General features: G+C 64.5%; 21 protein-coding genes and 1 pseudogene. 13 read left to right on the top strand and 9 right to left on the bottom strand.

Annotation, left to right across the window (positions count from 1 at the left end; genetic code table 11):
* Positions 1 to 61 precede the first annotated feature (61 nt).
* Positions 62 to 649: a hypothetical protein gene (locus EJ067_RS02500; protein WP_126084515.1), complete on the bottom strand. Its 588-nt coding sequence runs from the start codon at positions 647 to 649 to the stop codon at positions 62 to 64.
* A gap of 124 nt (positions 650 to 773) precedes the next feature.
* Here EJ067_RS02500 and EJ067_RS02495 point away from each other — a divergent pair, with 124 nt between their 5' ends.
* Entirely contained in the window at positions 774 to 1907 is a 1134-nt protein-coding gene (locus tag EJ067_RS02495) for a metallophosphoesterase (RefSeq protein WP_126084514.1), read from the top strand.
* Between the two features lie 130 nt (positions 1908 to 2037).
* On the opposite strand, the gene EJ067_RS02490 is transcribed toward EJ067_RS02495, so the two are convergent.
* Positions 2038 to 2217, bottom strand: coding sequence for a CsbD family protein (locus EJ067_RS02490; protein WP_126084513.1), 180 nt, complete (start codon positions 2215 to 2217; stop codon positions 2038 to 2040).
* Between the two features lie 168 nt (positions 2218 to 2385).
* Here EJ067_RS02490 and EJ067_RS02485 point away from each other — a divergent pair, with 168 nt between their 5' ends.
* The 5 genes from EJ067_RS02485 to EJ067_RS02465 all read left to right on the top strand — a co-directional run bounded on the left by EJ067_RS02485 (position 2386) and on the right by EJ067_RS02465 (position 5695).
* Positions 2386 to 3045, top strand: a complete 660-nt coding sequence (locus EJ067_RS02485; protein ID WP_126084512.1) for a glutathione S-transferase family protein — start codon at positions 2386 to 2388, stop codon at positions 3043 to 3045.
* Between the two features lie 115 nt (positions 3046 to 3160).
* Positions 3161 to 3916 carry an SDR family NAD(P)-dependent oxidoreductase gene (locus EJ067_RS02480; RefSeq protein WP_126084511.1) on the top strand — a complete coding sequence of 252 codons (756 nt, stop codon included), beginning with the start codon at positions 3161 to 3163 and terminating at the stop codon, positions 3914 to 3916.
* 87 nt (positions 3917 to 4003) lie between these two features.
* Positions 4004 to 4324 (top strand): metalloregulator ArsR/SmtB family transcription factor, encoded by a 321-nt coding sequence (locus tag EJ067_RS02475; RefSeq protein ID WP_126084510.1) that lies wholly within the window; start codon positions 4004 to 4006, stop codon positions 4322 to 4324.
* On the top strand, positions 4324 to 5103 hold the full coding sequence (locus EJ067_RS02470; protein ID WP_126084509.1) for an SRPBCC domain-containing protein: 780 nt from the start codon (positions 4324 to 4326) through the stop codon (positions 5101 to 5103). The genes EJ067_RS02475 and EJ067_RS02470 overlap by 1 nt, the downstream gene beginning before the upstream one ends.
* A gap of 211 nt (positions 5104 to 5314) precedes the next feature.
* Complete coding sequence (locus EJ067_RS02465) at positions 5315 to 5695, top strand: YkgJ family cysteine cluster protein (protein WP_348639512.1); 381 nt, start codon at positions 5315 to 5317, stop codon at positions 5693 to 5695.
* Between the two features lie 171 nt (positions 5696 to 5866).
* Here EJ067_RS02465 and EJ067_RS02460 read toward each other — a convergent pair whose 3' ends face one another.
* On the bottom strand, positions 5867 to 6835 hold the full coding sequence (locus EJ067_RS02460) for a hypothetical protein (RefSeq protein WP_126084508.1): 969 nt from the start codon (positions 6833 to 6835) through the stop codon (positions 5867 to 5869).
* A 98-nt stretch (positions 6836 to 6933) separates the two neighbouring features.
* Between EJ067_RS02460 and EJ067_RS02455 the strand changes: the two genes are divergently transcribed.
* Entirely contained in the window at positions 6934 to 7545 is a 612-nt protein-coding gene (locus tag EJ067_RS02455; protein WP_126084507.1) for a LysE family translocator, read from the top strand.
* Between the two features lies 1 nt (position 7546).
* Here the strand turns inward: EJ067_RS02455 and EJ067_RS02450 are convergent, their stop codons facing one another.
* Positions 7547 to 8566, bottom strand: a complete 1020-nt coding sequence (locus tag EJ067_RS02450; protein WP_189510328.1) for an AraC family transcriptional regulator — start codon at positions 8564 to 8566, stop codon at positions 7547 to 7549.
* Between the two features lie 192 nt (positions 8567 to 8758).
* On the opposite strand from EJ067_RS02450, the gene EJ067_RS02445 reads away from it, so the two are divergent.
* Complete coding sequence (locus EJ067_RS02445) at positions 8759 to 9184, top strand: GFA family protein (protein WP_126084505.1); 426 nt, start codon at positions 8759 to 8761, stop codon at positions 9182 to 9184.
* Between the two features lie 57 nt (positions 9185 to 9241).
* Positions 9242 to 9757: an OsmC family protein gene (locus tag EJ067_RS02440; RefSeq protein ID WP_126084504.1), complete on the top strand. Its 516-nt coding sequence runs from the start codon at positions 9242 to 9244 to the stop codon at positions 9755 to 9757.
* Positions 9758 to 10070: 313 nt separating this feature from the next.
* On the opposite strand, the gene groL is transcribed toward EJ067_RS02440, so the two are convergent.
* The 3 genes from groL to EJ067_RS02425 all read right to left on the bottom strand — a co-directional run bounded on the left by groL (position 10071) and on the right by EJ067_RS02425 (position 13109).
* A complete protein-coding gene (gene groL / locus EJ067_RS02435) occupies positions 10071 to 11723 on the bottom strand; it encodes a chaperonin GroEL (RefSeq protein ID WP_112097870.1) in 1653 nt (550 codons plus the stop codon).
* Positions 11724 to 11785: 62 nt separating this feature from the next.
* The gene (groES, locus tag EJ067_RS02430) at positions 11786 to 12082 is read right to left on the bottom strand and encodes a co-chaperone GroES (protein WP_040975262.1); all 297 of its coding nucleotides are present in this window, start codon (positions 12080 to 12082) and stop codon (positions 11786 to 11788) included.
* 226 nt (positions 12083 to 12308) lie between these two features.
* Positions 12309 to 13109, bottom strand: coding sequence for a class I SAM-dependent methyltransferase (locus EJ067_RS02425; RefSeq protein ID WP_126084503.1), 801 nt, complete (start codon positions 13107 to 13109; stop codon positions 12309 to 12311).
* Between the two features lie 72 nt (positions 13110 to 13181).
* Here EJ067_RS02425 and EJ067_RS02420 point away from each other — a divergent pair, with 72 nt between their 5' ends.
* Positions 13182 to 14033, top strand: a complete 852-nt coding sequence (locus EJ067_RS02420) for a hypothetical protein (RefSeq protein WP_126084502.1) — start codon at positions 13182 to 13184, stop codon at positions 14031 to 14033.
* Here the strand turns inward: EJ067_RS02420 and EJ067_RS35045 are convergent.
* Together EJ067_RS35045 and EJ067_RS02410 are read right to left on the bottom strand one after the other, a co-directional pair.
* Positions 14030 to 14232: pseudogene (locus tag EJ067_RS35045) on the bottom strand (3-oxoacyl-ACP reductase); the annotation flags it as partial. The gene EJ067_RS02420 and the pseudogene EJ067_RS35045 sit on opposite strands and share 4 nt — an antisense overlap.
* Positions 14229 to 14855: a TetR/AcrR family transcriptional regulator gene (locus EJ067_RS02410; RefSeq protein WP_126084501.1), complete on the bottom strand. Its 627-nt coding sequence runs from the start codon at positions 14853 to 14855 to the stop codon at positions 14229 to 14231. The gene EJ067_RS02410 and the pseudogene EJ067_RS35045, both read right to left, overlap by 4 nt.
* Positions 14856 to 14978: 123 nt before the next feature.
* Here EJ067_RS02410 and EJ067_RS02405 point away from each other — a divergent pair, with 123 nt between their 5' ends.
* Genes EJ067_RS02405 through EJ067_RS02395 form a run of 3 tightly spaced genes read left to right on the top strand, consistent with a single transcriptional unit; the run spans position 14979 to position 18609 of the window.
* Entirely contained in the window at positions 14979 to 16163 is a 1185-nt protein-coding gene (locus tag EJ067_RS02405) for an MFS transporter (RefSeq protein WP_245468142.1), read from the top strand.
* Between the two features lie 14 nt (positions 16164 to 16177).
* Positions 16178 to 17479, top strand: a complete 1302-nt coding sequence (locus EJ067_RS02400; RefSeq protein ID WP_126084499.1) for a D-arabinono-1,4-lactone oxidase — start codon at positions 16178 to 16180, stop codon at positions 17477 to 17479.
* Positions 17476 to 18609, top strand: coding sequence for an alanine racemase (locus EJ067_RS02395; RefSeq protein ID WP_126084498.1), 1134 nt, complete (start codon positions 17476 to 17478; stop codon positions 18607 to 18609). Before EJ067_RS02400 ends, EJ067_RS02395 begins: the two co-directional genes overlap by 4 nt.
* Positions 18610 to 18650: the final 41 nt, after the last annotated feature.

Below are 18650 nucleotides of genomic sequence, written 5' to 3'. Positions count from 1 at the left end.
CCGCAACGCCATGCACCAACGCGCCAGCGTTGAGAATCCTGAAGTGTAGATTGGACCTAGTCTAATTCGCCAGCGGCTTGATCGTCTCGTAGCCGACCACGCTCTCCGAATTCGTTCCCTCGTCATAGCGCCGGGCCAGCGATGCGCCGAGATCCGGCGCGTAGAGCGCGGTGAACGTGTCCAGCGTCTCGCCGGCCTGGTTCTTGATCGTCTCCTTGACCGCCAGCACGTTGTATTTGCAGCCGCCGAGGCTGAACGTCTCCTTGCCCTTCACCGCCAGTTCCAGCGTCTTGGTGCCTTTCGGCTGCTTCTTCGGCGATAGCTCGACGAACTGCGTCGTGCTCTTCGCGCCTGCCTTCAGCGGAAACAGCTTTTTCAGATCGCCGAGCGGGATCATCGCCAGATGGCCGGTCGTGCTGTCGCGAAACACCTCGATCAGCCCGGCATAGAGATATTGTGTCTGCGGTGATTCCGACTGGTATGTGTTGGCGACCGAAACCATGCCGCCGGCCGCCGGCCGGAACTCGCTGCGGATGCCCCGCATCTCCAGCACGAAGCCGGTCTTGGCGGTCTTGGCGTCGACGCATTCGGCGCCATGCGCGGTGCCCGCCGTGGCAAGCAGGGCCATGCCGATCGTTGCGGCCTTCATCGCATCCTCCTCTTCCCGCTCAAGTTGAAGGCGCAAGACTGCCAGACCCATACCGCCATGTCGATGCTTGGCGGGTCGGGGAGGGAACTGGACGGCCGGGCGCCGCCTGTGCTGAATCTCGGCCATGATGAATCGCAGCCGAACCCATTCGATCTCCCGTCGCGCAGTCCTGGCACGGATGGCGGGATTTGCGGCGGCCGGCGCTTTTGGTCGCCAGGCATACGGCCAGACCGGAAAGCGCATCCAGCCGATCGACGCCACCTTCCTGTTCATCGCCGATGTCCATGCCTGCCGCATGGCGAGCGGCCTGAGCCCGCATTGCGAGCAGGAGGGCAAGACCGACGCTGCTTTGCTGCGCAATGTCGCGGCGCTCAACGCCATCGACGACAAGGAGTGGCCAGCCGAGATCAACGGCGCGGCCACTGGCCTGCGCTCGGCCGGCAGGCGCATCGGCACGCCGCTCGGCCTCGTCACCGGCGGCGACATCACCGACGACGGCGGCGGCCAGATCACCCAGCCGAGCGAAGGCACGCAGCTTCTGCAGTTCAGCCAGCGCTACCAGCAAGGCATCGGCCCCGATCGCGTGCATGTCCCGGTCTATGTCGGTCTCGGCAATCACGATCTCGATCAGAATGGACCGAAGCGCCATGTCGACTGGTACCGCCGCGAGATGCGCGATTATGTCGAGGTCAACCATCGCCCCGGGGTCTTCTTCAAGCCGCCGGTGCCGGCGACCAACTACGACGTCGACACCGACTGCTATTCCTGGGACTGGGGCGGCCTGCATCTCATCCAGACGCATCGCTTCGCCGGCGATACCGGTCATGGCGCGGTGAACAGCCTGCCCTGGCTGAAGCAGGATCTGGCGACCTGCGCCGGTGACGGCCGCCCGGTAATCCTCTTCCAGCACTATGGCTGGGACACCTTCTCGGTCGAGCGCTGGGACCCGGTGATGCGTACCTATGACGACGACGGCGCCGGCCGGCCGCACTGGTGGGCCGAGGCCGACCGCCAGGCGCTCATCGCCGCGCTGAAGGGCTACAATGTGATCGCGATTTTCCACGGCCATCAGCACGCGGTGCCGATGATCTACCAGCGCGACGGGCTCGATCTCGTCAAGCCGAAAGCCGCCTATATGGGCGGGTTCGCGCTGGCGCGCGTGACCGATGGCCACATGGACGTGGTCCTGGGTGAGGCGGCTGGAGACCACGGCGAGGTCGTCTTCACCAATGCCTTCGCCAAAAGCTGGGCCACTTGAATTCTGGGGAAGGGTCGCGCCTCCAGGCGGTTGCTCGAGCTTACCGGTCCTCTTGGCGCAGTCGGCTGCTTGAAACGACGAAGAGGCCGGCGCACGGACCGCGCGCCGGCCTCGTCAGGGGTGGAACGGATCAGAGCATCTTGCGGGCCTTGTCCTTCACGTCGCCATAGGCCTTGCGCACTTTGCCGGCGATCTTTTCGGATACGCCTTCCACCTGCATCCGCCTGCTGCCGGTGGCCTTGCCGGCCGCCTGCTTGACCGAGCCCTTCACTTGCTTGGCAAGCCCGACGACCTGATCCCTGTTCACCATGTCCGCATCTCCTGGGTCTGGAACAAGAGACGGATGCGAGAACCGCATCCGTCTCTAAAACGGAACGATTGCCCTGTGGGTTCCGTGCGGCCTGCCACGTCGCGGCGGTGACTTTCGGCGGCGAGGCGAAGCGGGTAGCTTGGTGTCGTAGTCCGGATCGGGGTAACCATGGGCGAATTCACACTCTACGTCGGCAACAAATGCTTTTCGTCCTGGTCGCTCAGGCCCTGGGTGGCGATGAAGCACCTGGAAATCCCTTTCGACGAGGGGTTCGTGCGCCTGCGCACGCCCGAGACTGCCGCCAACCTCGCCAAGGTCTCGCCGACCGGCCTGGTTCCGGTCTTGGATCACAATGGCAGGATCGTCTGGGAAACCCTTGCGATCCTTGAATATCTGGCCGACCTCTTTCCGGAGAAGATGCTCTGGCCGCAGGATCTCGGCGCTCGTGCCTTGGCGCGCTCGGTGGCGACCGAGATGCATTCCGGCTTCCGCGAGGTGCGCTATGGCTGGCCGATGAACCTGCGCCGGCCGAAGGCCTATAAGCCGCTCGATGCCGAGGGCGAGACGCAGCGCGCACGCATCGAAGCGATCTGGCGGCAGTGCCGCGAGCGCTGTGGCAAGGACGGCCCGTTCCTGTTCGGCCATTTCACCGCCGCCGACGCCATGTACGCGCCCATCGTCACCCGCTTCGACACCTATGGCGGCGCGCTTGCGCCCGTCACCCGCGCCTATGTCGATGCGGTATTGGCGACGCCGGCGATGCGGTATTGGTACGCGCAGGCGGCGAAGGAGCCCTGGCCGGAGCCGGGACCGCACGAGCAGGACTAGGGCAATTTCAGGGTGCGGCGGTTTGGTCGCGATTGCGTCAACTGCTCTGATGGCGGACTTCAAGAACGGGCTGCGTGGCCTATGTGAAGGGGAGGCGGGCACCTGGAGAAATCTCATGACATCCGCAAATTCCTCCCTCTCGGATAAGGTCGCGCTCGTCACCGGTGCCTCATCCGGCATCGGCGAAGCGACGGCCGCCGCACTTGCAGCCGCCGGCGCCAAGGTGGCCGTGGCCGCCCGCCGCATCGATCGCCTCGCGACGCTGGTCAGCCGTATCGAGAAGGCCGGCGGCTCCGCGCTCGCCATAGAAGCCGACATCGCCAGGGGCGGCGACATCACCGCCATGGTCGACAAGACCGTTTCCGAATGGGGCCGGCTCGACATCCTCGTCAACAATGCCGGCGTCATGCTGCTTGCGCCCGCGGCCGAAGCCGATCTCGATGACTGGCGCCGCATGATCGAGCTCAACCTGATCGGTCTGATGGGAACCACCAAGGCAGCGCTGCCCCACCTCAAAGCCTCAAAGGGCCATGTCGTCAACGTGTCGTCGGTGGCCGGCCGCGTCGCCAACCCCGGCGCCAGCGGCTATGCGGCGACCAAGTTCGGCGTGGTCGCCTTCTCGGAGTCGCTGCGACGCGAGGTCTATGCCGACAAGGTGCGTGTCATCGTCATCGAGCCCGGCCTGGTGCGCACCGAACTCGGCGACCACATCACCAACGAGGAGTTCAAGGCCGGGCTCGAGCACCGTCTCGCCACGATGGAAGCGCTGACCGCCGAGGATATCGCGAACGCCATCCTCTATGCCGTGAGCCAGCCGCCGCGCGTGAATGTCAACGAAATCCTGATCCGCCCGACCGATCAGGAGCGCTGAGCCGTCGATGAACGAATAGGGCGCCGTTCGAGGACGATTGACCGGCACCGCATTTCGGCATAATACGTAACCAAATGGATACGCATCATGCCGCAGGCTGAGCAGGACCGTTCCGTCTTTCGCGCCATTGCCGATCCGACGCGGCGCGCCATACTCGACCGGCTGCGGCAGGGGCCGGCGCCGGTCAACGAACTGGCCTCCGCCTTCTCGCAGACCCGTCCGGCCATCTCCAAGCATCTGAGGATCCTGCGCGAGCTCAACGTCGTCTCCGAGCAACGGCGCGGCCGCGAGCGCGTCTACCGGCTGGAGCCGGCCGAATTGAAGGACGTCGCCGACTGGATCCTGCCCTACCGCGACTTCTGGCAGCAAAGCCTCGGCAATCTGAAATCCTATCTGGAGGACGAGTGATGGCGAGCAATGACAGGCCGCGCGCGATCGCGGACGTTTCGGCGGGCACAATCCTCGCCACGGTGACTGTGGCGGTGCCACCCGAGCGCGTCTTTCGCGCCATCACCGCCGAGGACCAGATCCCGCTCTGGTGGGGCGCAGACGAGATGTACCGGACGACGAAGCACACGGCCGATGTCCGGCCGGGCGGCGCCTGGCGCTCGGAGGGCAGGGGCGCCGACGGCCAGGATTTCCATGTCGGCGGCGAATATCTCGAGGTCGAGCCGCCGCGTCGCCTGGTGATGACTTGGATAGCGCCGTGGGACGGCGATCACGTCACCACCGTCACCTACACGCTGGAAGCGGTCGAGAACGGCACGCGGCTGACGCTGCGCCATGACGGCTTCGGCGCGCGCCAAGACTCCTGTCGCGACCACGGTTCCGGCTGGGAGCGGGTGCTTGGCTGGCTCGGCGACTTCCTTGCCAAGGAGGCCGGTTCCAAACCGCCTTCGGTCTTTCATTGCCGGTTGATCCCGCCGCGGCCGGATTTCGCCTTCACCCTGACGGAAGAGGAAAGGGCGCTGATGAACGCGCATGCCGATTTTCTGCGCGACCAGCTTCGCGCCGGGACGATGATGATCGCCGGTCCGGTCGCCGATCCCGCCGGGCCCTGGGGCCTGTTGATCCTGCGCGTCGGCAGCGAGGCCGAGGCGAGGGCCGTCACCGACAGCGATCCGGTTGCGCGTTCAGGCCGCGGCTTCCGCTATGAAATCCTGCCGATGATGAGCACCATCATGTAGGCCCGATAGAAAACGCCTCTCGCGCTTTTTACGGCGCGGGAGGCGTCTTTTGCTGTCAACTCTTCCAGATTGCTCGTGAATTGCCGACAGCAGGGATAAAACCTGAAGCCGGCAAAAAGGTTCCCGGCAAAATCAAAAAAAAATCTTGTCCGGTCGAGACAGGCGGATTCCACGTCTCTGTGCTAGAGGCACAGGCAGCACGAGGATCGCCTTGCCGTACGACCATTCCTTCCTGGCCCTGACCGACGCATCGACCGCCTTCGACTGCCAGAGCTGCGGCGCCTGCTGCGCCTATTCGGCGGATTGGCCGCGCTTCTCGACTGAAGAGGACGCCGAGCTCGACCGCATCCCTGAAGCGCTCGTCGCCGCCGATCAGTCCGGCATGCGCTGCGAAGGCGGCCGTTGCTCGGCACTTAGCGGCGAGGTGGGCAAGGGGACCGCCTGCGCGATCTACGAAATCCGCCCGCATGTCTGCCGCGCCTGCATGCCCGGCGGCGACGACTGCCTGATGGCGAGGGCGGCATATGGGCTGCCCGTGGAGCTGCCAATCTCCCCCCTTACCCTTAGGGGGGTTGAGGAGTGGTCCGCGTAGCGGACACGAAGCCATTGCTTGGCTTCGCGAACGACGAAAGCCCGGCAGGACAGAGGGGGGCGCTGTCCCGCCGGCTTCTCAGCCGAGTTTCAATCATACCTCTGAATAGTTTTCGAAGAAGACAGGCAAGGTTGGCGTTCCTTCGCGCCCCTCCGGGCTGCCGTTCGCCGCTCAGGGCCGACGTTGTGTCTCACTGCCCCAGTTTGGGTTCCCCAAATCCCCGTGAAGGCAATAGTCCAATGCGTACAGCGTGTCGGCGGCGGGGCGGATTCCCCAGAACGAGGGCGAAAGATTCGCGATCCGAACGACACGCTCCTGTGCCTGCTCAACGCCCATGTTGAGGACCAGGGAGCCGTCCTTGCGCTCACGCAGCCACTTTTCGACGTGGGTCCCCAAGTCTCGCATATTGTGTGCGCTCAGGCTCATCGTGAGGTTGGTCTCCAGCGCGGCACTGGCAGGATCGGGCCATAGTGGCGCCAGCGCAAGTTCCGCCTGCGTCATCTCTTGCTCCTGCAAGAGAGCACAATCCGCGCCGATCGCGGCGCGTTGCGCCGCCCGCCACCTGGCCATGTCGTCGCGTCCGGTTGGACCGTATATGCTTAGTGTGTCGAGAAAATCCCTGTAGGAACGGCCCTGGTCGAACGGCAGGTCCCGAAATGCGAGCGCATCAATTGCCTCGACCAGCGAAACTCCCCTCCGGGCAGCTTCAGTTGCATCTTGCCAGGATGCGACCGCATAGTCGCTGCTTATGATGTTGCGATTGTAGAAGTCCGGAAGGCCCTCATCGAGTTTGGCCAGCGGCACGGCAAGGGCATCGAAAGCTTCCCGCCGGGCATCGCTGCGTACACCAACGAACACGAATTCGCTCCAGGTCACGAAGATGGCCCGGATTGCGTGCAGGCGAATGGGAAGCTCTGTTTCGCGGCCCAATCTCCATGACCCGTCGCCAATGCGTGCAACGCCGGGGAAGGCTCGCATGGCAGATCGCAATGCAACAAGGCGCTTGTTCGCGTCGCCCGAGAGATTGGCGAGCATGATGTGGGGCGAAACGTCGTCCGGGCGTCGCTTGCGCCAAAACTTCAGCCATTCAGATGAGTGCATGGAGGTTTCGAGATCGGCTTGCTGGCTATGGGAAGCCATCTTACGAGATAGTTCCTAATAGAAACATCGTTGGCGGAAATCTGCCATTCTGCACAGCCATGGGGTATGGTTCGGGGCTCGGCATAATGGAGGAAATCGTGAGCATTGAATTCCTGTTGACGTCGCTGATCATCGTCGCATCGCCCGGCACCGGCGTTCTCTACACGCTGAGCGCCGGCCTTTCGCGTGGCGCGCGCGCCTCGATCATCGCTGCCTTTGCCTGCACGCTGGGCATCATCCCGCACATGGCGGCGGCCGTCACCGGCCTCGCCGCGGTGCTGCACACCAGCGCCGTCGCCTTCGAGACGCTGAAGTATCTCGGCGTCGCATACCTGCTCTACATGGCCTGGAACACGCTGAAGGAGCGGGGCGGCTTGAGCATCGACGAGAACGTCGCGCCGCGCTCGACTGGCAAGGTCATCACCTCCGGCGTCCTGGTCAACATCCTCAACCCGAAACTGTCGATCTTCTTCTTTGCCTTCCTGCCGCAATTCGTCAGCACCACCGAGCCGCACGCTTTTGCCAAGATGCTGGAGCTCTCCGGCGTCTTCATGCTGATGACGTTCGTCGTCTTTGCCGTCTACGGCGTATTTGCCGCCTCGGTCCGCAGCCATATCGTGTCGCGGCCAAGGGTGCTGACCTGGATGCGCCGCAGCTTCGCCGCCGCCTTCGTCATGCTCGGCGCCAAGCTGGCGCTGGCGGATCGTTAGCTCAATCCGTGCCTTTGGTTTCGGAAGCCTCGCCGCTTCCGGAACTGGGCGCAGGCCGAACACCCAGACGCCAGGCCGAGGGCGGGACTCCGATCATCTTCTTGAAGGCACGGCTGAATGCCGCCTCGGATTCGTAGCCGATCTCGGCTGCGATGCTGGCGACATTGCTGTTGCCGGCGCTGAGCAATTCCGAGGCGATCTGCATGCGCCATTTGGCGAGATAGTGCATCGGCGGCATGCCGACGAGCCTGGTGAAGCGCTCGGCGAGAACCGTGCGCGACAGCGCGGATTCCTTGGCCAGCGCCTCCAATGTCCAATTGTGCGCGGGCCGATCATGGATCAGCGCCAGCGCCTTGCTCAGATGCGGATCGCGCAGGCCCGTCAGCCAGCCGGTGTGCTGCGGCGGCAGCGATTCCACGTAGCGGCGCAGCACGTCGACGAACATCAGTTCGCTGAGCTTGGTGAGCACCGTCTCGCTGCCCGCCCGCTTTTCCGCGACCTCCGACACCGCCAGCTTGATGAACTGGCCGAGCCAGCCGCTATCGCCCTTCACGTCTCCCGCCTTGATGAACGGCGGCAGCGCTTCGAGCAGCGGATTGAAGGGCAGGGCATCGCAGGCGAGATAGCCGCAGACCAGCCGCGCCGACATCGCTCCGTCCTTGACGTAATTGATCGGGAACGGCGTCTGGCTGGCGGCGGCGATTTCGAGGACATCTGCCGTCGGCGGATCGGCCCCGAGGTCGGGCGTGCTCGACATGATATGCGGGTCGCTGTTGGTGAAGACCACGACCTCGCCGGCTTCCACGGGGATCGCCTCCTTGCCGATGATGCGGGCGAAGCAACGGCCCTCCGTCAGCACGTGGTAGGAAATCAGATGATCCGCCCCCGGCAGTATCCGCGGCAGTATCGAGGAAGGCGAGGGCGAGCAGACCGCCCATGGGTCCTGCGCCGCGATGTCGAAGAACGTCGCGCCGGTGAGGCGCACCGTTTTCAACAGGTCAGACAGAGCGTCCCCGGCCATCCCATCCCCGGCCATTAGTAGGTTGCGCGGCAACCCGGCGCGACATCCCATTCGAGTTCCGGACGCGCTGTCAAGTGAGGCGGACGCCGCGTCATTCCGTTCGTTGCCGGAAGCCTTAAACCCGCACTGGTGCTGAGCTGCGTCCTTGGTCGGGCGCTCGAGCGCAGTCGAACTCAAGGAAGGATGGAAGTCATGACGGTACATAAGGGCGGGTGTTTTTGCGGCGCCGTGGAAATCGAAGTCCACGGATCGGCCGAAGCCATGGGCTACTGCCACTGCAGTTCCTGTCGGTCGTGGTCGGCCTCTCCCGTGAACGCCTTCACGCTGTGGAAGCCGGAAAACGTCAAGGTCACCAGGGGCGCGGAATTCCTGTCCGGCTTCGAGAAGTCGGCGATGAGCGATCGCCGGTTCTGCACCAAATGCGGCGGCCATCTGATGACCGATCATCCGCCGCTCGGCCTGGTCGACGTCTACGCGGCCACGATACCGACGCTGGAATTCGCGCCGGGGGTCCACGTCAACTACGCCGAGACGGTCCTGCCGATGAAGGACGGATTGCCGAAGCTGAAGGATTTTCCTGCCGAGCTGGGCGGCTCCGGCGTGAGCGTGCCTGAGTAGTTCCAAGGCGATGACCCACGATTTCCAGGAATCATATTCAACGACAGGAGAACATGCATGGACATCGCGACATTTCGCGCCACGCAGGAGCCGATCAAGGATCTATATCGCAGGGATGCCCGGGCGGCGCTTCTTACGCTGAAGGCCAAGGGTAGCGCCGACGACTCACACGTGACCTGCAAGGTCGAGACCGGGCGCGGCCTTGCGCTGGCCGGCGTCCATCCGAAGGCCGGCGGCAGCGGGCAGGAGCTTTGCTCCGGCGACATGCTGCTGGAGGCGCTGATCGCCTGCGCCGGCGTCTCGATGCGGGCGGCAGCCGCCGTGCTCGAGATTCCGATCAAGTCGGCGGAAATCTCCGCCGAGGGCGACGTCGACCTTCGCGGCACGCTGGGCGTCACCGAAGGCGTACCGGTCGGCTTCGAGGAGATCCGCTTGCGCTTCGACATCGACACGGACGCTCCGCAGAACCGGCTGACGCAATTGATGGAGCTCACCGACCGCTACTGCGTGATCTTCCAGACGATCCAGCGCAGCCCCAGGACTTTCGTGAAGCTCAACAGGGTCGCGCGCTAAAGCGACGCGGTAAGGCGAGTTGCCCGGAATCCAAACCTTGGCGGGGGGATGCCGGGCTGGGCCTGAGCGCGGTTCTTCGCGCCAGGCCCTATTCCTTCACATAACTCGTGGCCTCGACGATGCGGGCGCGTGAGTCGACTGCGTGGCGAAGGTCACCGAGTGCAAAATCAAACGAGCCTAACGAAAAAGGGCGGCATTTCTGCCGCCCTTTCTTATTCGCGATGGGACAGGACTTCTTAGAAGTCCATGCCGCCACTCAAGCCCGCTTGCGGGCTTGAGCAATGTTAGTTGATGGGCGTGCTTTATGGACTTCTTAGAAGTCCATGCCGCCCATGCCACCCATGCCGCCGCCAGGCATGCCGCCCGGCATACCGCCGGCGGCTTCCTTCTTCGGAGCCTCGGCGATCATGGCTTCGGTGGTGACGAGCAGGCCGGCGACCGAGGCCGCGTCCTGGAGAGCGGTGCGCACGACCTTGACCGGGTCGACGATGCCCATGGCGATCATGTCGCCATACTCGCCGGTCTGGGCGTTGAAGCCGAAGGTAGCGCCCTTGTTCTCGAGGATCTTGCCAGCGACGATCGAAGCTTCCGCACCAGCGTTGGCAGCGATCTGGCGAGCCGGAGACTGCAGCGCGCGACGAACGATGTTGATGCCGGCAGCCTGGTCGGAGTTGACGCCGGTGGCCTTGACATTGGCCGAAGCGCGCAGCAGCGCAACGCCACCGCCGGCGACGATGCCTTCTTCCACAGCCGCGCGGGTCGCGTTCAGAGCGTCGTCAACGCGGTCCTTCTTTTCCTTGACTTCCACTTCGGTCGCACCGCCGACGCGGATCACGGCAACGCCGCCGGCGAGCTTCGCCAGACGTTCCTGCAGCTTCTCCTTGTCGTAGTCCGAGGTGGTCTCCTCGATCTGCTGCTTGATCTGGGCGACGCGGCCCTGGATCTCGGCCTTCTTGCCGGCGCCGTCGACGATGGTGGTGTTCTCCTTGGAGATCGACACCTTCTTGGCGCGGCCGAGCATGTTGAGGCCGACATTCTCGAGCTTGATGCCGAGGTCTTCCGAGATGACCTGGCCACCGGTGAGGATGGCGATGTCTTCCAGCATGGCCTTGCGGCGGTCACCGAAGCCCGGCGCCTTGACGGCGGCGATCTTCAGGCCGCCGCGCAGCTTGTTGACGACCAGCGTGGCCAGAGCCTCGCCTTCGACGTCTTCCGAGATGATGAGCAGCGGCTTCGAGGTCTGAACGACGGCTTCCAGGACCGGCAGCATGGCCTGCAGGTTGGAGAGCTTCTTCTCGTGCAGCAGGATGTAGGCGTCTTCCAGATCGGCGACCATCTTGTCGGCGTTGGTGACGAAGTAGGGCGACAGGTAGCCGCGGTCGAACTGCATGCCTTCGACGACTTCCAGCTCGGTCTCGGCGGTCTTCGCTTCCTCGACGGTGATGACGCCTTCGTTGCCGACCTTCTGCATCGCTTCCGCGATCATCTTGCCGACCGACTCGTCGCCATTGGCCGAGATCGTGCCGACCTGAGCGACTTCTTCCGAAGTCTTGATCTTCTTGGCAGCCTTGCCGAGGGCGGTGACGACTTCGCTGACGGCGAGGTCGATGCCGCGCTTGAGGTCCATCGGGTTCATGCCAGCGGCAACGGCCTTGTTGCCTTCCTGCACGATCGCCTGGGCGAGAACGGTCGCGGTGGTCGTGCCGTCGCCGGCGATGTCGTTGGTCTTCGAAGCGACTTCGCGGACCATCTGGGCGCCCATGTTCTCGAACTTGTCCTCAAGCTCGATCTCCTTGGCGACGGTGACGCCGTCCTTGGTGATGCGCGGGGCGCCGAACGACTTGTCGATGACGACGTTGCGGCCCTTGGGGCCGAGCGTGACCTTCACCGCGTCGGCGAGGATGTTGACACCGCGCAGCATGCGCTCACGGGCGTCGCGGGAGAATTTTACGTCTTTTGCAGCCATGGTTAGCTCCTGACAGGGGCTCGGGAAGAGCCCGAAAACTCAGTTGATGGAGAGGCCGAATTTCAGCCGATGATGCCCATGATGTCGGATTCCTTCATGATCAGAAGGTCTTCGCCATTGAGCTTGACTTCAGTGCCCGACCACTTGCCGAACAGGACGCGGTCGCCGGCCTTGACGTCCAGCGGAACGAGCTTGCCGCTTTCGTCGCGGGCGCCGGAACCGACGGCGATGATCTCGCCTTCCTGCGGCTTCTCCTTCGCCGTATCCGGGATGATGATCCCGCCGGCGGTCTTGGATTCGGATTCGACCCGGCGAACGACCACGCGGTCATGAAGCGGGCGGAACTTGGACTTTGCCATCTTGTCTTCCTCGAATGAGAACGGTGAGAACTGTTCCTCCATCCGGCAATGCCGGATATGAGTTAGCACTCACCTAAGGCGAGTGCTAACGTGGCGCTGAGATAGGCTGCTGGGTTGCGAGAGTCAAGGCGCGCGGGAGGGGGTGGCGGCGCGAAATTTTTCTCGCGCGGAACCCCGCAGAGGAATGCGCCGGCTGTTGCGAGGCACGGATGCGCAATCTTGCCCGTCATTCCCGGCGTCTCGGCGACCGCAGCACCAGCAGCGGGCAGCGCTCGGCGAGCCCATATGTGCCGGTCGAGGCAATGCCGACATCGCCGAAATACGCCTCGGCCTCCTCGGCAAGCGCGTTCACCGGCGCAAAGCTGTAGATGGCCGGGGAGTTCCGGTAGACATCGATCGTGCCGATGACAGGCAGCTCCCAACCCGTGCGCGCCGAAAGCTCCGCGCGGTCGGGGAACAGCGCTTCGAATTGTTCGAGGATTCTGCTCACCGGTATGATGTGGTCGGGCGCGTCGCCGGTTGCGGTCATGGCCACGCGCCATTTGAGCTCGTGGAAGGTCGAGACGCCGCCGCTCAGCGCCAGGGCGCGGACATCCTTCGCGTCGTCCGGTGTTCCGGGAGAGGCGTAAAGCCTGATGCCGGCGCGGCCGTCGGCTTTGAGCACGCGCCCGACCGCCGAAAAAAGCGCTCGTCTTGCTTCGGTGCCGCCGATGACCGAGAGACATCCATCGCCGATAAGCGCATCGATGCTTGCCCCGGGAAACGGCAGCTCGAACCAGTCGCCTCGCACCGCCTGGCGCGTATCGGTGTCGCCCGGCCAGATGCCGGCAATCATGTCGGCGGACTCGTCGACCGCCGTCATTGTGGCGCCAAGCCCGGCGAGTTCCGGTGTCACCCCGAGCATAACGACGTGCGATTGCGAAAGCTCGAGCTCGCGTTCATAGGCCTCGACCACCTGAGCCGGCGGCCGCAGCGGCGAGCCGAGCAACTGCCAGTGTTTGCGAATTGCATTCCAGTGTTCTGTCATGCAAACCCTGGCTGGTTAGCGCGTTGTATCCGATCGAATAATCGAGGGCGCTCGAGAAGCCAAGGGGGGCGCATGGCACGCATCGCGGTCATCACGCACGAATATGACCGCTTTCAGAGCCGGCGCGGGCTGCTGCTGCGCCGTGATAGCCCGTATATGCTCTTCGACCTGCTGGAGGAGCTGAAGCGCCGCGGCCATTCGGTCCGGATCCTGCGCGGCACGTCAGCGAAGCCCGCCGCCGATATCGCGGTGCTGCATCTCGACGCCACCGTGACGCCGCTCGATTATGTCGACTATGCGCGCCGCTTTCCCTTCTGCCTCAACCTCGGCGCCGCCGACATTTCGAAACGCCGCATCAGTGGCGCAGCAATCGGCCGAGACGATCACTGGCACGGGCCGGTCATCGTCAAGAGCAGCCTCAACCATTGGGGAACGCCGGAACAGCAACTGAACAACCGCGCGCGGCGGGCCGGCAGGCCGGAGCCGTTTCCCGGCGTCGAACCTTTCGACAGCTACGAGATCCATGCCTCGCTCGCCGACGTTCCGATCGAGGTCTTCGGACGCCAGGATCTGGTCGTCGAGAAGTTCATTCCCGAGCCGGAGCCGGACGGCTTCGGTGCCCGCTTCTGGCTGTTCTGCGGCGAGCGCGAGCGCTGCACCCGCCATGTCTCGCCGCAGCCACTCGTCAAGGGCGACGACACAATCCGCCGCGAAGCGGTGTCGGTGCCGGACGAGCTTCGCGCGCTAAGGCGCGAGCTCGGCTTCGACTACGGCAAGTTCGATTTCGTCATGCATGAGGGCAGGGCGGTGCTGCTCGATGCCAACAAGACGCCCGGCCGTGCCCGCAACCTGTCCGCCTTCATCGCCGCCGGCAATGCCAATCTCGCCGACGGCTTCGAAGGACTGATCCATCAGGTCACCTAGATATTCATGCCGCCCGACACCTCGATGCGCTGCGCGTCGACCCAGCGGTTGTCGTCGGACAGCAGCGAGGCGATCATCGGGCCGATGTCGTCGGCGACGCCGGCGCGGCCGAGCTCCCGGCAACGACGCGGTTGATGTCGGCGTCGTCGCGGACATGGCCGCCGTTGAAGTCTCCGATCGTCACAGATCCGCAAGCTACAAAAACAGCCTCAACTGAGCGTGGATGATCGACCGATAATCCTCGATCGTGCGCCGTCCCTCCGCCTCGTCTTGCGTCAGCGCCAGCCGCACGACGCCGCCGGCAAGCTGGAAGATCAAGAACACGACACGCCCGAACGCCTCGCGATTCTCGGGCTCGATCAGCCGGTCGACATGGTCGCAGAACATCTTGGCCTGGTGCCTGGTCTCGGCGATGTCGAGATGCTGCAGGGCCTTGTCGGCCTGGATCGCGTTCTGCAGATCCTGGATCGCCGGGTCTGCGGCGACGCGGGCATAATAGTCGTCGAGCAGACGGTCGGCGGCCGCGGTCACGTCGTTCAGCCCACGGATGTCGGCCATGATCGCGCCGAAGCGGGCACGGCTTTCCTCGGAAAAGCGCTCGTAGAGCATCGCCAGGATCGCCGACTTCGAGGGAAAGTAGTGATAGACGGTGGCGATCGGGCCGCCGGCCAGCGCGCCGACTTCCTTCATCGTCACCGCGTCGATGCCCTTTTCGCCGATCAGCCGCATGGTCGTGGCGAGAATCGCATCGATACGCTCGCGGCTGCGCTCCTGTTTAGGCCTGCGCCGCGGTTCCGTCGCTGTTCGCCTTGCTTCCGTCATGCGCCAAATCTTTCACACACGTGCGAATTTGCGGTTGACAAAAAACATGATCAAGTATCAGTTTCGTGAAAAATGCTGACAACTTGTCAGTTTTTTGATCGGGCTGCAAGGGAGGAGCGTCTCGTGACTGTCACCGATGCCGGACGTGCGGAAGAGGGCGACTGGCTGGTCGGCAACCCGACCGGCCTGCAGCTTGTCTCGGCGCTGTGGATTGGATCGGTTGGCGTGCTCATCCTTGGCCTGCAGCCGGTGCTGCTCGGCGCGCTCTATAACGAGGGCCACGTCACCGGCGACCAGCTGGCGCTGGTCGCCACCGCCGAGATGATCGCGATCGCCATCGGTTCGGCCATCGTGGCGATGCTCTTGCCGGCGCGCAACATGCGCTGGAAAAGCGCTGTGCTTTTGGTCGTGCTCGCGCTCGCCAATTTTTGGACGGCTTTTTCCGAAAGCCCCAATGCGCTGATCGGCGCGCGCATCCTCGCAGGCCTTGCCGAGGGCGGGCTTGTCGCCGTCGCCACCGAGCTGATTGCCCGCTCGCGCCGGGCCGAGCGCATCGGCGGCTATTTCGTCACGCTGCAAACCCTGGCGCAATGCGCGCTGGCGCTGCTGCTTGCGCTCTATGCCGTGCCTGTCGCCGGCTCCGCCGGCGGCTTCGTCGTGCTGGGCGTCGTCTGCCTCCTGTCGCTGGCCGTCGCCTGGACGGTGCCGGACGACTATGCCGATCTGCCGAAGGAGGAGCATTTGTCCAATGTGCTGACTGCGCCGGCGATCACCGCGCTGCTCTCGATCTTCTGCTACTCCATCTTCTTCGGCGCGGTCTGGGCGTTTCTCGAACCGCTCGGGGCGCAATTCGGCATCGACGGCAGCACCGTCGGCCTGATGGTATCGGCAAGCCTGGCCGCGCAGGTGGTCGGCGCAATGACCGCGACTGCCTTCGAGGCGCGCATCGACTATCGCCTCGCCATAACCGTCATAGGCACGATCGCGGTCTTGTGTTCGTTATTGCTTGCTTCCGGCCCTGGACTCTCGATCTTCTGGACGGTGGCGCTGGTGATGGGCTTCATCCTGCTCTTCATCGTGCCCTACCAGATCCGGCTGGCGATAACCGCCGACGAGACGCGAAACGCGGTATTGCTGGTGCCGGCAGCCCAGCTCTTCGGTCTCGCCATCGGCCCGATCGCGGCCTCCCTGCTGATCGACGGCGAAAACTTCCGTCCGGTGCCGGAATTCGCCGCAGGGAGCGCGCTGGCCAGCGTGGCGCTGCTCGGCGTCTTCATGCTGGTCGCGCGGCGACGCCTAACATCCTGATGGAAGCGAGAGCGATGACGAACTTCTGGAGCAACTGGTCGGGCTTGGTGAAGGCCGCGCCGAAGCTCATCGCGACGCCCGCAGACGCCGACGATCTGGCCGATCTGGTGCGCTCGGCGCCCGGTCCGCTGCGCGTCGCCGGCGCCGGCCATTCCTTCACGCCGCTGGTGCAGTCGGACGGCACCATCGTCTCGCTGGAGAAGATCGAAGGGCTGGTCTCGCACGACGCCGCAACCAATCGGGCAAAGGTGAGGGCAGGTACGCGGCTCGGCGCCCTGATGCACATCCTGGAAGGCATCGGCCAGGGCCTGCCCAACATGGGTGACATCGACCGCCAGGCGATCGGCGGGGCGCTGGGCACCGCCACGCATGGCTCCGGCCCGGCGCTCGGTGCCTATCACACGCAGCTCGAGACGGTTCAGTTCGTCGACGGGCAAGGAAAACTGCGCGAATACGACAGGGCGCGCGACCAGGACATGATCCGCGCCACCGGCGTTGCGCTCGGCGCATTCGGCGTGCTCACCGAAGTGACGATGAACAACATCGCGACCTATCGGCTGCGCCGTCGCAAATGGGCGCTGCCGATCGGCGACATGCTGCGCGACTTCGAGACGATGATGGCCGCGCACCGTTCGGCCGAGTTCTACTACATTCCGTTTTCCGGCTATGCGCAGTTCATCGCCAGCGACCTGAGCGATGCGCAGCCGACGCCGCGACCGACCGAGGACGACGAGGCGGGCCTGGCGACCTTGCGCAAGCTGCGCACAGCGCTGCGCCGGCTGCCGTCGTTGCGCCGCGCGCTGATCAAGGGCGCGGTCAAGAAAGTGCCGGCGGAGGACTATGTGCAGGACTGGCTCAACGTCTATGTCAGCGATCGGCAGACCAGGTTCAACGAGATGGAATACCACCTGCCTTACGAGGAAGGTCCGAAGGCGCTGACCGAGATCATCGCGCTGACCGAAAAGCACTTTCCGGAAGTCTATTTCCCGATGGAGGTGCGCTCCGTGGCGCCGGACGAGTTCTGGCTCTCGCCCTTCCACAAGAGGCTGACCTGCTCGATCGCCATCCACCACGATGCGGCGAGCGATCCGCTGCCTTTCATGCGCGCGGCCGAGCCGATCTTCCGCAAGTATGGCGGCCGGCCGCATTGGGGGAAGATGCACAGCCTGAAGGCGGCGGATTTCAAGAAGCTTTATCCGCGCTGGGACGATGCGATGGCCGTGCGCCGCGACATCGATCCCGAGAACCGCTTCGTGTCGCCCTACATGGCCGGCCTGTTCGGCATCGAGCCCGGTCCTTTTGGCATCCGCCAATGAGCGCCTATTTCGCCGAGTTGTCGAAGGCGCTGAGGCAAGCCGGCATCTTCCAGCCCGCGCTCGTGCTCGACCGCGACCGGCTCGACCGCAACATCGCGCTGGTGAAGGAAAGACTGGCGCCGGGCCTCGCCGTGCGGCTGGTCGACAAGTCGCTCGCCTCCATGCCGCTGCTCCAGCATATTGCCGGCGCACTCGGCTCCAGCCGTTTCATGACCTTCCATCCGCCGATGACGCAGGCCGTGCTCGACGCCTTTCCCGAGGCGGATCTGCTCTACGGCAAGCCGATGCCGGTCGGCGCGGCGAGAGGCGCGCTCACCAAGGGAGGCGCCGGCTGGTCCCGCGTCTGCTGGCTGATCGACACGGCCGAACGGCTGGCCGAATATAGCGCGCTCGCCGCCGAACTCGGCACCGAACTGCGCTTCGCCTTCGAGGTCGATGTCGGCCTGCATCGCGGCGGCTTCGTCAATCCGGCCGAGATCAAGGCGCTGACGATACCGAAGCGCCTGCGCTGCGAAGGCATCATGGCCTATGAGGCGCATGCGCCGGAGATTCCCGGACTGTTCGGTGGCGCTGAAAAAGCGCTGAAGCAGGCCTCGGCCAAGGCCGCGGAATTCGTAGCTGTTCTTGGTGCGGACCAGCGGCGCATCCTCAACATCGGGGGCTCGAAGACGGCGCTGCTGCACGGCGGCGCGGCGGCGAACGAAATCTCGATCGGCTCGGCCTTCGTGCTGCCCAAGGATTTCGACACGCCTGGCCTCCATGGCTTCCACCCGGCGGCCTTCATCGCGACGCCGATCCTGAAGGCGATCGATCCGGTGCTGCCTGGCCCGGCCGCGGTTTCCGGGACGCTGCAGGCGCTCGGCCTTTTTCCCCGCAAGGGCTGCTATCTCTATGGCGGCAAGTGGATGGCCGAGCCGGTGTTTCCCGAAGGCATGAAGCCGAACGGTCTGATCGGGCTGTCGTCCAACCAGCAGTTCATGGGCCTTCCTGCCGGAACGGAGGTGAAGCCCGGCGACTACGCCTTCCTGCGGCCGACGCAGAGCGAGGCGGTGCTACAGCATTTTGGCTCGATCGCGGTGTTCTCAGCGGGACGGATCATGGAGTTCTGGCCGGCGCTGCCGATGGGGTGAATTCGTCTGCCCAAAAACGCGTTCGGTCGCATTCCTTCGCG

Source organism: Mesorhizobium sp. M1D.F.Ca.ET.043.01.1.1, assembly GCF_003952385.1.
In the GTDB taxonomy this organism is placed as follows: Bacteria; Pseudomonadota; Alphaproteobacteria; order Rhizobiales; family Rhizobiaceae; genus Mesorhizobium.
The sequence above is the reverse complement of the archived record's forward strand: the minus strand, read 5'-3'. Positions and strand labels throughout refer to the sequence as shown.

Coding starts and splice junctions, on each gene's coding strand:
- EJ067_RS02500 (WP_126084515.1), bottom strand. CDS start 649: ATGAAGGCCGCAACGATCGGCATGGCCCTGCTTGCCACGGCGGGCACC.
- EJ067_RS02495 (WP_126084514.1), top strand. CDS start 774: ATGATGAATCGCAGCCGAACCCATTCGATCTCCCGTCGCGCAGTCCTG.
- EJ067_RS02490 (WP_126084513.1), bottom strand. CDS start 2,217: ATGGTGAACAGGGATCAGGTCGTCGGGCTTGCCAAGCAAGTGAAGGGC.
- EJ067_RS02485 (WP_126084512.1), top strand. CDS start 2,386: ATGGGCGAATTCACACTCTACGTCGGCAACAAATGCTTTTCGTCCTGG.
- EJ067_RS02480 (WP_126084511.1), top strand. CDS start 3,161: ATGACATCCGCAAATTCCTCCCTCTCGGATAAGGTCGCGCTCGTCACC.
- EJ067_RS02475 (WP_126084510.1), top strand. CDS start 4,004: ATGCCGCAGGCTGAGCAGGACCGTTCCGTCTTTCGCGCCATTGCCGAT.
- EJ067_RS02470 (WP_126084509.1), top strand. CDS start 4,324: ATGGCGAGCAATGACAGGCCGCGCGCGATCGCGGACGTTTCGGCGGGC.
- EJ067_RS02460 (WP_126084508.1), bottom strand. CDS start 6,835: ATGGCTTCCCATAGCCAGCAAGCCGATCTCGAAACCTCCATGCACTCA.
- EJ067_RS02450 (WP_189510328.1), bottom strand. CDS start 8,566: ATGGCCGGGGACGCTCTGTCTGACCTGTTGAAAACGGTGCGCCTCACC.
- EJ067_RS02445 (WP_126084505.1), top strand. CDS start 8,759: ATGACGGTACATAAGGGCGGGTGTTTTTGCGGCGCCGTGGAAATCGAA.
- EJ067_RS02440 (WP_126084504.1), top strand. CDS start 9,242: ATGGACATCGCGACATTTCGCGCCACGCAGGAGCCGATCAAGGATCTA.
- groL (WP_112097870.1), bottom strand. CDS start 11,723: ATGGCTGCAAAAGACGTAAAATTCTCCCGCGACGCCCGTGAGCGCATG.
- groES (WP_040975262.1), bottom strand. CDS start 12,082: ATGGCAAAGTCCAAGTTCCGCCCGCTTCATGACCGCGTGGTCGTTCGC.
- EJ067_RS02425 (WP_126084503.1), bottom strand. CDS start 13,109: ATGACAGAACACTGGAATGCAATTCGCAAACACTGGCAGTTGCTCGGC.
- EJ067_RS02420 (WP_126084502.1), top strand. CDS start 13,182: ATGGCACGCATCGCGGTCATCACGCACGAATATGACCGCTTTCAGAGC.
- EJ067_RS02410 (WP_126084501.1), bottom strand. CDS start 14,855: ATGACGGAAGCAAGGCGAACAGCGACGGAACCGCGGCGCAGGCCTAAA.
- EJ067_RS02400 (WP_126084499.1), top strand. CDS start 16,178: ATGACGAACTTCTGGAGCAACTGGTCGGGCTTGGTGAAGGCCGCGCCG.
- EJ067_RS02395 (WP_126084498.1), top strand. CDS start 17,476: ATGAGCGCCTATTTCGCCGAGTTGTCGAAGGCGCTGAGGCAAGCCGGC.